The organism is Streptomyces sp. NPDC044063 (assembly GCF_056434285.1).
Genome location: NZ_JBWKFM010000010.1, coordinates 57,729 through 70,473, shown reverse-complemented (window position 1 = coordinate 70,473; position 12,745 = coordinate 57,729). Strand labels below are relative to the sequence as shown.

Annotated in this window: 11 protein-coding genes and 1 pseudogene; 9 read left to right on the top strand and 3 right to left on the bottom strand. The window is 75.0% G+C overall.

The features are described 5' to 3' along the window. Window positions 1-12 precede the first annotated feature (12 nt). The 3 genes from AC07BS_RS15015 to mug all read left to right on the top strand — a co-directional run bounded on the left by AC07BS_RS15015 (window position 13) and on the right by mug (window position 2,903). Window positions 13-798, top strand: a complete 786-nt coding sequence (locus AC07BS_RS15015; protein ID WP_478639506.1) for an SGNH/GDSL hydrolase family protein — start codon at window positions 13-15, stop codon at window positions 796-798. Between the two features lie 109 nt (window positions 799-907). Next, window positions 908-2,341 carry an adenylosuccinate lyase gene (purB, locus tag AC07BS_RS15010; protein ID WP_478639509.1) on the top strand — a complete coding sequence of 478 codons (1,434 nt, stop codon included), beginning with the start codon at window positions 908-910 and terminating at the stop codon, window positions 2,339-2,341. Window position 2,342: 1 nt separating this feature from the next. Next, the gene (gene mug, locus AC07BS_RS15005; RefSeq protein WP_478639510.1) at window positions 2,343-2,903 is read left to right on the top strand and encodes a G/U mismatch-specific DNA glycosylase; all 561 of its coding nucleotides are present in this window, start codon (window positions 2,343-2,345) and stop codon (window positions 2,901-2,903) included. 20 nt (window positions 2,904-2,923) lie between these two features. Here mug and AC07BS_RS15000 read toward each other — a convergent pair whose 3' ends face one another. Together AC07BS_RS15000 and AC07BS_RS14995 are read right to left on the bottom strand one after the other, a co-directional pair. Then, the gene (locus tag AC07BS_RS15000) at window positions 2,924-3,673 is read right to left on the bottom strand and encodes an ABC transporter permease (RefSeq protein WP_478932427.1); all 750 of its coding nucleotides are present in this window, start codon (window positions 3,671-3,673) and stop codon (window positions 2,924-2,926) included. Between the two features lie 80 nt (window positions 3,674-3,753). After that, a pseudogene (locus AC07BS_RS14995) lies at window positions 3,754-4,404 on the bottom strand (ABC transporter ATP-binding protein); the annotation flags it as partial. Between the two features lie 107 nt (window positions 4,405-4,511). Here AC07BS_RS14995 and AC07BS_RS14990 point away from each other — a divergent pair. The 3 genes from AC07BS_RS14990 (at window position 4,512) to AC07BS_RS14980 (ending at window position 7,649) form a co-directional block, all read left to right on the top strand. Beyond that, the gene (locus AC07BS_RS14990) at window positions 4,512-5,750 is read left to right on the top strand and encodes a sensor histidine kinase (RefSeq protein ID WP_478932425.1); all 1,239 of its coding nucleotides are present in this window, start codon (window positions 4,512-4,514) and stop codon (window positions 5,748-5,750) included. Between the two features lie 4 nt (window positions 5,751-5,754). Next, complete coding sequence (locus AC07BS_RS14985) at window positions 5,755-6,405, top strand: response regulator transcription factor (protein ID WP_478639517.1); 651 nt, start codon at window positions 5,755-5,757, stop codon at window positions 6,403-6,405. Window positions 6,406-6,485: 80 nt separating this feature from the next. Then, a complete protein-coding gene (locus AC07BS_RS14980) occupies window positions 6,486-7,649 on the top strand; it encodes an ROK family transcriptional regulator (protein WP_478639520.1) in 1,164 nt (387 codons plus the stop codon). 7 nt (window positions 7,650-7,656) lie between these two features. On the opposite strand, the gene AC07BS_RS14975 is transcribed toward AC07BS_RS14980, so the two are convergent. After that, window positions 7,657-8,406, bottom strand: coding sequence for a GntR family transcriptional regulator (locus tag AC07BS_RS14975; protein WP_478639523.1), 750 nt, complete (start codon window positions 8,404-8,406; stop codon window positions 7,657-7,659). 236 nt (window positions 8,407-8,642) lie between these two features. On the opposite strand from AC07BS_RS14975, the gene AC07BS_RS14970 reads away from it, so the two are divergent. From AC07BS_RS14970 to AC07BS_RS14960, 3 genes are all read left to right on the top strand, one after another. Next, window positions 8,643-9,470 (top strand): alpha/beta fold hydrolase, encoded by an 828-nt coding sequence (locus AC07BS_RS14970; RefSeq protein WP_478932422.1) that lies wholly within the window; start codon window positions 8,643-8,645, stop codon window positions 9,468-9,470. A 136-nt stretch (window positions 9,471-9,606) separates the two neighbouring features. Then, window positions 9,607-11,181 carry an alkaline phosphatase D family protein gene (locus tag AC07BS_RS14965; protein WP_478932420.1) on the top strand — a complete coding sequence of 525 codons (1,575 nt, stop codon included), beginning with the start codon at window positions 9,607-9,609 and terminating at the stop codon, window positions 11,179-11,181. A 60-nt stretch (window positions 11,182-11,241) separates the two neighbouring features. Then, a complete protein-coding gene (locus tag AC07BS_RS14960; protein WP_478932419.1) occupies window positions 11,242-12,606 on the top strand; it encodes a dihydrolipoyl dehydrogenase family protein in 1,365 nt (454 codons plus the stop codon). Window positions 12,607-12,745 lie beyond the last annotated feature (139 nt).

The window sequence follows — 12,745 nt, the reverse complement described above, 5'->3', positions numbered from 1 at the left end:
GATCACGGCGCCATGCCGATGACCTCCGCGCACCCCCACACCAGCTTCGTCGCCCTGGGCGACTCCTTCACCGAGGGCATGTCGGACGAGCTGCCGGACGGCTCGTACCGCGGCTGGGCGGACCTGCTCGCCGCCCGGCTGGCCGCCCGCGCCCCCGGCTTCCGCTACGCGAACCTCGCCGTGCGGGGCAAGCTGATCGGGCAGATCGTGGACGAGCAGTCGGTGGCCGCCGCGTCCCTGGACGCCGACCTGGTCACGCTCGTCGGCGGGCTCAACGACGTGCTGCGGCCCTCGTGCGACGTGGGGCTGGTGTGCGCCCGGCTCGCCGAGGCCGTCGAGCGGCTGGCCCCCTCCTGCCGGCAGCTGGTGCTCATGCGCAGCCCGGGCCGGCGGGGTCCGGTGCTGGAGCGCGTCCGGCCGCGCATGGAGGAGTTGTTCGACTTCATCGACGAGCTGGGCGAGCGGCACGGCGCGGTGGTCGTCGACCTCTTCTCCTCCGAGGCGCTGGGCGACCCGCGGATGTGGGCCGAGGACCGGCTGCACCTCAACGCCGAGGGCCACCGCCGGGTGGCCGAGGCCGTCTGGCAGGCGCTCGGCCACCCGGCGGAGGCCGACTGGAACACGCCGCTGCCGCCTGCGGCGCGCCCCGGCTGGGGCGCCCGGCGCGGCTCCGACCTGCGCTTCGCCCGGGAGCACCTGGTCCCCTGGATCGGCCGCCGGCTCACCGGCCGCTCCTCGGGGGACGGCCGGCCGCCCAAGCGCGCCGAACTCCTGCCGTACGACGTGCCGGCGTCGTGACCCCGGTCGCCGGCCGGCGCTCCGTACGGGAACCCGGCCGGCTCTCGTAGCAACGCACGAACCGGGGCGGGGCCACGACCTGAGCGATACGCCAGTAGACTTCGGTCACGTGACTGCAAAGCCCCGCATCCCCAATGTCCTGGCCGGCCGCTACGCCTCCCCCGAGCTCGCCGTGCTCTGGTCCCCCGAGTACAAGGTGACGCTGGAGCGGAAGCTCTGGCTCGCCGTGCTCCGCGCGCAGAAGGACCTGGGGATCGAGGTGCCGGACACCGCGCTCGCCGACTACGAGCGGGTCCTCGACCAGGTCGACCTGGCCTCCATCGCCGAGCGCGAGAAGGTCACCCGGCACGACGTGAAGGCCCGCATCGAGGAGTTCAACGCCCTCGCCGGCCACGAGCACGTGCACAAGGGCATGACCTCCCGCGACCTGACGGAGAACGTCGAGCAGCTCCAGATCCGGCTCTCCCTGGAGCTGGTGCGCGACCGCGTCGTCGCCGTCCTGGGCCGCCTCGGGAAGCTGGCCGCCGAGCAGGCCGAGCTCGTCATGGCGGGCCGCTCGCACAACGTCGCCGCCCAGGCCACCACCCTCGGCAAGCGCTTCGCGACCACCGCCGACGAGCTGCTCGTCGCCTTCGCCCGTACCGAGGAGCTGCTCGCCCGCTACCCGCTGCGCGGCATCAAGGGCCCGGTCGGCACCGCCCAGGACATGCTCGACCTGCTCGGCGGCGACGCCGGCAAGCTGGCGGAGCTGGAGCGGCGGATCGCCGAGCACCTCGGCTTCGGCCACGCCTTCACCTCCGTGGGCCAGGTCTACCCGCGCTCGCTCGACTACGACGTGGTCACCGCGCTCGTGCAGCTGGCCGCCGCGCCGTCCTCGCTCGCCAAGACGATCCGGCTGATGGCGGGCCACGAGCTGGTCACCGAGGGCTTCAAGCCCGGCCAGGTCGGCTCGTCCGCCATGCCGCACAAGATGAACACCCGCTCCTGCGAGCGCGTCAACGGTCTGATGGTCATCCTGCGCGGCTACGCCTCGATGACCGGCGAGCTGGCCGGCGACCAGTGGAACGAGGGCGACGTCTCCTGCTCGGTGGTGCGCCGCGTCGCGCTGCCGGACGCGTTCTTCGCGCTGGACGGCCTGCTGGAGACCTTCCTGACCGTGCTCGACGAGTTCGGCGCCTTCCCGGCCGTCGTCGCCCGTGAGCTCGACCGCTACCTGCCGTTCCTCGCCACCACCAAGGTGCTGATGGGCGCGGTGCGCGCGGGCGTCGGCCGCGAGGTCGCGCACGAGGTCATCAAGGAGCACGCGGTGGCCTCCGCGCTGGCCATGCGGGAGCGGGGTGCCGAGCGCAACGAGCTGCTGGACAAGCTCGCCGCCGACGAGCGCATCCCGCTGGACCGTGCGGCCCTCGACGCCCTGATGGCCGACAAGCTGTCGTTCACCGGCGCCGCGAGCGACCAGGTCGCCACCGTGGTCTCCCGTATCGAGGAGATCGCCAAGCGGTACCCCGAGGCCGCCGCCTACGCGCCGGGCTCCATCCTCTGACGTGGGCTTCACACCCGAGGAGCTGGAGGCCGCCCGCGACCGCGTCGTCCCCGACGTGACCGCGGGCGGCCTCCGCGTCCTGTTCTGCGGCATCAACCCCGGCCTGATGTCGGCGGCCACCGGCCACCACTTCGCCCGCCCGGGCAACCGCTTCTGGCCCGTGCTGCACGCCTCGGGCTTCACCCCGCGCCGGCTGGCCCCGGCCGAGCAGGAGGAGCTGCTCTCCTACGGCCTCGGGATCACCAACGTGGTGGCGCGGGCCACCGCGCGCGCCGACGAGCTGACCGACGACGAGTTCCGCGAGGGCGGCCGGCTGCTCGTGGAGAAGGTGGAGCTGCTGCGGCCCCGCTGGCTGGCGATAGCCGGGGTGACCGCCTACCGCACCGCCTTCGGCGACCGGCGCGCCGCGATCGGCCCGCAGGAGCGGACGATCGGCACCACCCGGATCTGGGCCCTGCCCAACCCCAGCGGCCTCAACGCCTCCTGGACGCTGCCGAGGATGGCGGAGGAGTTCGGCCGGCTGCGCACGGCCGCCGACGCCGCCGACGACACCACCGCCTGACCGGGCGCCGCCGCGGCCGGTCACGCGTCGCGGCGGCGCAGCACCCACCATCCGGCGGCCACGGCCAGGGCCGCCCACAGGGCCATCACGCCCATCCCGTCCCACGCCCCGAGCGGGCCCTCGGGGTGGGGGTGGAGGATCTGCTGGCCCGCCCGGTCCGGGAGGAAGGCCACCGCGTCCCCGATCACGGAGACGCCGGACAGGATCGGGGAGATCAGGAAGACCACCGGGGTGAGCAGGGAGAGCGCCCCGACCTGACTGCGCACCACCGCCGCCACCCCGGCCGAGAAGAGGGTGAGCAGCGTCAGGTAGAGCCCGCAGCCGATCATCGAGCGCAGCGCGCCGGGCGCGCCGGGACCCACGCCGTACTCGCCGAGCAGCACCTGCGCCCCGGCGAAGCAGCCGATGCCGGTGGCCAGGCCGACGGGCAGCGCGAGGGCGGCCAGCACGGCCAGCTTGGCGGTCCAGAAGAGGCCCCGCCGGGGGACGGCCGCGAGCGACAGCCGGATCTGGCCGCCGGTGCCGTACTCCCCCGCCACCGCCAGCACGCCGAGGCAGACGGCGGCGATGTGGCCGAAGTTGAGGCCGAAGTAGGAGCCGCCGACCGGTTCGAAGTCGGGGTTGTCGGCCTCGGCCCGGCCGACCATCGCGTGCACCAGGACGGTGACACCGACCGTGGCGACGAAGACGGCGGACAGGGTGACGAGCAGCGACCGGACGGAACGGATCTTGATCCATTCGGAGCGCAGGACGGGGGTGAGCGTGTTCACGGCCGGCCTTCCGTAGCGGTGTATTCGGCGGATGCGGAGGTGAGGCGGAAGTAGGCGTCCTCGAGGGAGGCGTGGTCGCCGACGACGTCCTGGAGGGAGGCGTCGGCCAGCAGCCGGCCGCGGCCGAGGATCACCAGGTGGTCGGCGGTCCGCGCCATCTCGTTCATCAGATGACTGGAGATCAGGACCGTGCGCCCCTCGTCGGCCAGCCGGCGGGTGAGCCGCCGCAGCTGGACGATGCCCTCGGGGTCGAGTCCGTTGGTGGGCTCGTCGAGCATCAGCACGGGCGGGTCGCCGAGCAGCGCGGCGGCCAGGCCCAGGCGCTGGCGCATGCCGAGGGAGAAGGTGCGCACGCGGCGCCCGGCGGCGGAGGCCAGTCCGGTCTCCTCCAGGACCTCCTCGACCCGGCGGGCGGGGATGCGGTTGCTGAGGGCCAGGGTGAGCAGGTGGTCGCGGGCGGTCCGGGCGGGGTGGGCGGCGGCCGCGTCGAGCACGGCGCCGACCTGCCGCAGGGGTTCGGCGTACGACGCGTACGGCCTGCCGCCGACCAGGGCCGTGCCGGAGGTGGGCCGGTCGAGGCCGAGGACGACGCGCAGGGTGGTGGACTTGCCGGCGCCGTTGGGGCCCAGGAAGCCGGTGACCCGGCCGGGGCGGACGGTGACGGTGAGCCGGTCCAGGGCGTGCACCGGGCCGTAGCGTTTGGTGAGTTCGCGGATGTCGATCGAGGTCATGGCACCAGGCTGCCGTCCGGGACCGGGGCCGGTGATCCCCCGCGGGTGGGCCGCTCCTCCCCCGCGTGGGGGAGGGCAGGGGCGGGGGACGCTGGGAGGATTGCCTCATGATCACCGCGTTGCGCCCGCTGACCCGCGCGCTCACCTGGACCCGCTGGTTCCACCTGGTGATGGCGATCGTCCTGGCGACGGTCTGCGCCTTCGTCTCCCCGGGGCTGGGGAGGATGGACACCCCCGCCGCCGTATGGCTGCTGGTGGTGCCGCTACCGCTGCTGGCCGGGCTCGCGATGGTCCCCGGGGTGCGGCTCTCGGAGGGGATGCAGGCGCAGTTGCTGCTCCTGCCCCGCGGGACGGAGGGGGAGCCGGCCCTCGTACCCGCGCCCTCGGCCTCCGGGCAGGACCGGTGGCGCACGGCCCTGTGGCTGGTGCTGCGGTACGAACTGGGCACGGTGACGGCCTTCCTGAGCGTCCATGTGCCGACGCTGGTGGTGAGGCTGCTGCGGTCGGCCGACGGCGGCGTGCCGCTGCGCATTCCCCTGACGCACACCTCCCACGCGTCCCACTGGTGGTACGCGCCGCTGGCCCCGGCGGTCGCCGCGCTGTTCGCGGCGTTCGTCGTCGTGGCGGGCGGGCTGACCGCCCGCGCCGCCCGCGCGCTGCTCGGCCCGTCGGCGGCGGCGCGGCTGGCCGCGCTGGAGGAGCGCACCGAGCGGCTACTGGAACACAACCGGCTGGCACGGGAGTTGCACGACTCGGTGGGGCACGCGCTGACGGTGGCCGTCGTCCAGGCGGGCGCGGCGCGCGCCGCCGGCTCGCCGGAGTTCACCCGGCAGGCGCTGGCGGCGATCGAGGAGACGGGCCGGCACGCCCTGGAGGACCTCGAACGGGTGCTGCGGCTGCTGCGGGAGGACGCCCCCGACCCGTCCGGGCGGCCCTCACTGGCGGACGCCGAGCGGCTGCTGTCCGCGGCCCGCGCCTCCGGCGCCCGGGTCACGGCCGAGGTGACCGGCACGCTGGCGGACGTGCCGGGCCCGGTCTCGCGCGAGGGCTACCGCATCGTGCAGGAGGCGCTCACCAACGTGGTGCGCCACGCCGGTGCCGTGGACGTGTCCGTACGGATGACGGTCGGCGCGGACGCGCTGGAACTGGACGTCCGCAACACCCTGGAGGCCCCCGCCGCGCGGCCCGGCGGCGCGGCGGCGGTCACCGGGAGCGGCAGCGGGCTGCGCGGTATCCGCGAACGCGCCGCGCTGCTGGGCGGGCACGCCGAGACGGGCGAGCACGAGGGCGCCTGGCGGGTACGGGTACGGCTCCCGCTGGCGGTCCCGGCCGGCCGACTAGGGTGACGCCGTGCCGATATCCGTTCTGCTCGTCGACGACGAGCCCCTCGTGCGCGCCGGTCTGCGCGCCATCCTCGAGGCCCAGCCCGACATCGGGGTCGCGGGAGAGGCGGCGGACGGCGCGGCCGTCCTGCCGCTGGTCCGCTCGCTGCGCCCCGACGTGGTGGCGATGGACGTACGGATGCCGCTGCTGGACGGCATCGAGGCCACCCGGGCCGTGCTGCGCACGGTGCCGGAGCCGCCGAAGATCCTCGTGGTGACCACCTTCGAGAATGACGACTACGTCTACGACGCGCTGCGCGCCGGCGCCGACGGATTCCTCCTCAAGCGCTCGGCGCCGGCCGAGATCGTGCAGGCCGTGCGGACCGTGGCCACCGGGGACTCGCTGCTGTTCCCGGCCGCGCTGCGCCGGCTGGCGGCCGCGCGCGGCAACGACGACGCGCGCGCCGCCATGGAGCGGGCCGCGCTGACCCCGCGTGAGGCGGACGTGCTGCGGCTGATGGCCCGGGGGATGTCCAACCCGGAGATCGCGCGGAGTCTGCTGCTGGGCACCGAGACGGTGAAGTCGCACGTCAGCGCCGTGCTGGCGAAGCTGGGGGCGCGGGACCGGACGCAGGCGGTGATCGCCGCCTACGAGTCGGGGTTCGTCACACCCGGCTAGGTCCGCGAGGCTCGCCGGGTGCCGTTCCAGCGGATACGATCCGTGCGGGCAAAGGGCGCGCAAAGCAAGGAGGCGGCACGTTGGGGCGGCTCACCGGTGGGGACCCGTCCCTGCTGCGGCGGATCAATTCGGCCGTGGTGCTGCACGCGCTGCGTGCCGCCGCGGCCCCCACGCTCACCGACCTGGTCAAGGTGACGGGGCTGTCCCGGCCGACCGTCGAGGGCGTGGTCGAGGGGCTGATGGCCTCGGGCCTCGTGGTGGAGGCCGCCGCCGACGAGGGTGCCGCGCGCCGCCAGGGGCGGCCCGCCCGGCGGTTCCGGTTCCGGGTGGAGGCGGGGCATCTGCTGGGCATCGAGATCGGGCCGCACCGCGTCGCCGCGCTGCTGGCCGACCTCGGCGGGCGCGTGACGGGTTCCGCGCACGCGGAGGTCTCCGCGACCGCCCCGGCCGACGAGCGGCTGGAGCAGGTCCGGCTCACCGTCTCCGATCTGCTCAGGCGTTCCGGCGTCGCGCGCGGCGCGCTGCGGGCCGTCGGGGTGGCCACACCCGGCATCGTGGAGGCGGACGGGACCGTCCGGCTGGGCACGGCCCTGCCCCAGTGGACCGGACTGCCGCTCGGGGAGCGGTTGCGGCGCTCGTTCCGCTGCCCGGTGCTGGTGGAGAACGACGCGAACGCCGCCGCCGTGGCGGAGCACTGGAAGGGCGCCGCCGTCGGCTCGGACGACGTGGTGTACGTCCAGGCGGGGCTGAGCCCGGGCGCCGGCTCGCTGATCGGCGGGCGGCTGCACCGGGGGTTCGGGGGCGCGGCCGGGGAGATCGGCGCGCTGCACCTGCTGGGCCGCGAGGCCACCCCGGAGGAGGTGCTGTCCACCACCGGGGAGCCGCTGCACCCCCTGGACGAGGCGCAAGTGGCGCGGGTGTTCGCGCTGGCCGGGCAGGGCGACGAGCGGGCCCGGGCCGCCGTGGACCGGTATCTGCGCCGGCTGGTGCACGACGTGGCGGCACTGGTGCTGGCGCTGGACCCGGAGCTGGTCGTGGTGGGCGGCTGGGCGGCCGGTCCGGCCGGGGTGCTGGAGCCGCTGCGGACGGAGCTGGCCCGCTACTGCCTGCGGCCGCCGGTGGTGGCGCAGTCGCTGCTGGGCGAGGCGGCGGTGGCGACGGGCGCGCTGCGACTGGCCCTCGACCACGTGGAGGAACGGCTCTTCGCGGTCGAGAGCACCGTCACGGCGCGGCGCGACGTATGACGTCCTGTCAGCCGGCCAGCAGCTGGACGCCGGCGCCGGCCGGGTCGCCGAAGGTCAGCCGGCAGGTGTCGGCCCGGTAGGTGGCCACGGCGACGGCGGCGGTGCGGCCCTGGGCGACGTAGCGGGTGGTGACCACGAGCACCGGGGCGCCGGGCAGCCGGTCGAGCTGCTTGGCCTCGTCGGCGCGGGCCGAGCCGAGCTCGACGGACCGCTCCTGGCCGTCGAGGCGCAGGCGCTGGAGCTCCCGCAGGACGGCGCGGGCGCGGGCGGCCCCGGCGGCGTCGTCGATGGCGGCGAGGCCCGGGACGCTGGCGGCGGGGACGTAGAGCGTCTCGGCGGCGACGGGCTGGCCGTGGGTCCTGCGGTGGCGGCGGACCGCGTGCGCGGTGCCGTCGGGCGCGAGGTCCAGCAGCCGGGCGACGGCGGCGGGCGGGGCCTCCTCGGTGCCGTCGAGGGTCTCCCAGGCGTCGTCGGCCGCGCCGGGCCACGTGTGCGCCGCGTCGGCGACGGCCACACCCATGCGCGGCGGCGCGACGGTGGTGCCCACGCCCCGGCGGCGCTGCAGGCGGCCTTCGAGCTCCAGTTGTTCCAGGGCCTGGCGGAGCGTGGCCCTGGCGACGCCGAACCGGGCCGCGAGCTCACGTTCGTTGGGCAGGATCTCGCCCACGGCGAACTCGGAGTCGAGTGCGTCGCTGAGGACGGTCTTCAGGTGCCAGTACTTCGGTTCCGGTACCGATTCCAGCTGCGTGGTCCCCACCCTGATCCTCCGCAAGGATTTCGCGCGCTTCTTTATTAAAGGTTGTTGCAGTATGCCTGCGACCATAGGACGGTGCGCGGACTTGGTCAAGACCAATGCCGTCCTCATCCGGCCACGGGCGGCCGCTGTCGTCACCCGAAGGGCCCGGCGCCGTCCGGCCCACGAGGTCTACCCAGTGGTAACCGTTGCTGACATCCTGTCTCGGTACGCCGCCCCACCGATGACGAGGAGCTCCCATGGCCGAGACGATCTCCTTCCCCGTCGACCCCGGCGGGCGCCGGACGGCCCAGGTGGTCTACGAACGGGTCGGCGGCGGGGAGCCGCTGGTCCTGCTCCACGGCATAGGCCACCACCTCCAGGTCTGGGACCCGGTGGTGGGCGTCCTGGCCGCCGAGCGCGACGTGATCGCCGTGGACCTGCCGGGCTTCGGCCTCTCCCCGGCCCTGCCCGACGGCGTCACCTACGACCTGGCGGGCGTGATCCCGGTGCTGCGTGCCCTCTTCGAGGCGCTGGGCCTGGACCGGCCGCACGTCGCGGGCAACTCCCTCGGCGGCCTGATCGCCCTCCAGCTGGGCCACGAGAAGCTCGTACGGTCCGTCACCGCCCTCTCCCCCGCCGGGTTCTGGACCGAGGCCGAGCGCCTCTACGCCGTCACGATGCTGCTGGGGATGCGCCACGCGGCGCTGCGGCTGCCCGAGGGGGCGGTGACCCGGCTGGCCCGCACCGCGGCCGGCCGCGCCGCGCTCACCAGCGCCATCTACGCGCGCCCCGGCAGGCGTTCGCCCGACGCGGTGGTCGCCGAGACCCGGGCGATGCGCGAGGCCACCGGCTTCGAGGCCGTCCTCGCCGCGGGCCGGACCGTCCGCTTCACCCACGACCTGCCGCACCTGCCGGTCACCATCGCCTGGGGCACCGGCGACCGCATCCTGCCGCGCCGCCAGGGCGTCCGGGCCAAGCACGTCATCCCCGGCGCCCGGCTGGTGCGGCTGCCCGGCTGCGGCCACTGCCCCATGAACGACGACCCGGCACGCGTCGCCCGGGTCATCCTCGACACCTCGCGCTGAGCCGGGGCCGGGGGGCGGCCGGGGCGGCCGTGCCCGGTGTTCACGGTGTGTTCGATCGCCGGGCACCCGGCCCCGGTAGGAATCGGGGCACCGGCCGGACGGAACCACGGGGCCGGACGCACAGGAGGAGTTGTTCATGAGTCACGGTTCGGGGCGGGACGGCATCGGGCGGCGGGCGCTGCTGCGGGGGACGGCGGTCGCCGCGGGGGCGGCCGCGCTCCCGGCGTTCTCCGGGGGCGCCCCGGCGCTGGCGCTCCCTGGCCGGCCGGAGGCCCGCTGGGGCGTGCAGGTGGGGGACGTCACGAGCTCCTCGGGCCTGGTCTGGGCGCGCGCGGACCGTCCGGCGCGGATGATCGTCGAGACCTCGGCGACCGAGTCGTTCCGTCGCGTCCACCGCTGGACGGGACCGGTGATCGGCCCCGGCACCGACCTCACCGGCCGTACCGCCCTCCACGGCCTGCCGCCGGGCGAGCGGATCCACTACCGCGTCCTGCTCGCCGACCCCGACGACCCCCGGCGCACCGGCCGCCCGGTGCACGGCTCGTTCCGCACCGCGCCCGCGCGCCGCGAGGACGTGCGCTTCGTCTGGTCGGGCGACCTGGCGGGGCAGGGCTGGGGCATCAACCCCGACCTCGGCGGCTACCGCGTCTTCACGCACATGCGCCGCCTGAACCCCGACTTCTTCCTGTGCAGCGGCGACAACATCTACGCCGACGGCCCCATCCAGCCCACCGTCGCGCTGCCCGGTGGCGGCACCTGGCGGAACGTCACCACCGAGGAGAAGTCGAAGGTCGCCGAGACCCTCGCCGAGTTCCGCGGTGCCTTCCGCTACAACCTCCTCGATTCCAACCTCCGCGACTTCAACGCCGAAGTGCCGTCCGTCATCCAGTGGGACGACCACGAGGTGCGCAACAACTGGTACCCGGGCCAGATCCTGGACGACGCCCGCTACACCGAGAAGAACGTCGACGTGCTGGCGGCCCGCGCGCGCCGGGCCTTCTCCGAGTACGTCCCGCTGTCCACCCAGCGCCCGGACGGCTCCGGACGTGTCTACCGCGTACTGCGCCACGGCCCGCTGCTCGACCTCTTCGTGCTCGACATGCGCACCTACCGCGACGCCAACTCCCCCGGCCGCCGCCCCGACGACACCCAGGGCATCCTCGGCGCCGAGCAGCTGCGCTGGCTCAAGCGGGAGCTGTCGCGGTCGCGGGCGGTGTGGAAGGTGATCGCCGCCGACATGCCGCTGGGGCTCGTCGTCCAGGACGGCCCGGTGAACATCGAGGCGGTCGCCCAGGGCGACCCCGGGGCGCCGCTGGGCCGGGAGCTCCAGATCGCCGAGCTGCTGCGGCACATCAAGCACCGGCGGATCACCGGCACCGTGTGGCTGACCGCCGACGTCCACTACACCTCGGCCCAGCACTACGACCCCGCCCGGGCGGCGTTCAAGGACTTCGCCCCCTTCTGGGAGTTCGTGACGGGGCCCCTCAACGCGGGCGGCTTCCCCGCGGTGCGGCTGGACGGGACCTTCGGCCCCGAGCAGCCCTTCGTCAAGGCCCCGGCCACCGCGAACGTCCCGCCGGGCCGGGACAGCCAGTTCTTCGGCGAGGTGGCCATCGACGGCGACGGCGGCGAACTGACCGTGCGGCTGCGCGACGAGAACGGCGGGGTGCTGTTCACCAAGGTGCTCCAACCGGGGCGCGTCGGACAGTGACGCTCCCCGGCGCCGGTGGGATGGTGGGCATCCGGAGCCGACGCGAGAGAGGTGCGTGCCGTGGCCGAGCAGGTGGACGTGGTCGTCATCGGGATGGGCCCGGGCGGTGAGCACGTGGCCGGCGAGCTGGCCGACGCCGGTCTGGACGTGGTGGGCGTGGAGGCCGAGCTGGTCGGCGGCGAGTGCCCGTACTGGGGCTGTGTGCCCAGCAAGATGATGATCCGGGCCGGGAACCTCCTCGCCGAGGGCCGCCGGGTGCCCGGCATGGCCGGCACCGCGCACGTCACGCCCGACTGGGCGCCCGTGGCGGCCCGTGTCCGCGACGAGGCCACCGACGACTGGGACGACCGGGTCGCCGCCGAGCGCTTCACCGGCAAGGGCGGCCGGCTGGTGCGCGGCCGCGGCCGGCTGGCCGGGCCGGGGCGGGTGGAGGTGGACGGCCAGGTCTTCGAGGCCCGGCGCGGCGTCGTCCTCGCCACCGGCACCCGCCCCTCGATCCCGCCCGTGCCGGGGCTCGACGGGGTGCCGTACTGGACCAACCGGGACGCGATCGCCGCCAAGGAGCCGCCGCGCTCCCTGCTGGTGCTCGGCGGGGGCGCGATCGGCCTGGAACTGGCCCAGGTCTACGCCCGTTTCGGCACCCGGGTGACGATCGTGGAGGCGCTCGACGAGCTGATCCCGGCGGACGAACCGGAGGCGGGCGCGCTGGTGGCCGGGGTGCTGCGGGACGAGGGGCTGACCGTACGCACCGGGGCGCGGGTCACCCGGGCGAGCCACGCCGGGGACGCCTTCACCCTGGTGCTGGAGGACGGCGAGGAGCTGACCGGCGAGCGGCTGCTGGTCGCCACGGGCCGCCACGCCGACCTCGCCCCGCTCGGCCTGGACACCGTGGGCCTGGACCCCTCGGCCCGGTGGCTGCGGACCGACGGCCGGATGCTCGCGGCACCGGGGCTGTGGGGCGCCGGCGACATCACCGGGCACGGGGCCTTCACCCATGTCGCGATGTACGAGGCGGACATCGTCGTCCGGGGCGTCCTGGGCGAACCCGGCCCGGACGCCGACTACCGCGCCCTGCCCCGGGTGACCTTCACCGACCCCGAGGTGGGCGCCGTGGGCCTGACCGAGAAGCAGGCCCGCGAGAAGGGCCTCCGGGTGCGCACCGGCCTGTCCCGGGTGCCCGACTCCACGCGCGGCTGGATCCACAAGGCCGGCAACGGGGGCCTGGTCAAGCTGGTCGAGGACGTGGACCGGGGCGTGCTCGTCGGCGCGACCACGGCGGGACCGACGGGCGGCGAGGTGATGTACGGGCTGGCCGTGGCCGTCCAGGCGCGGGTGCCCGTCGACACGCTGCGACACATGATCTTCGCCTACCCCACCTTCCACCGGAGTGTCGAGGACGCGCTGCGCGACCTGCGGCGCTCCTGAGCGACCGCCCGGGGGGGGGGGGGGGGGGGGGGGGGGGGGGGGGGGGTTTTTGCCCCCGGGGAAAGGGGAGGTGTGGTGCTGCAAAAACACTCTGCCAAGGGGGGTGTGGGTAACCAAAAAAAACCACCACAAAACTCCC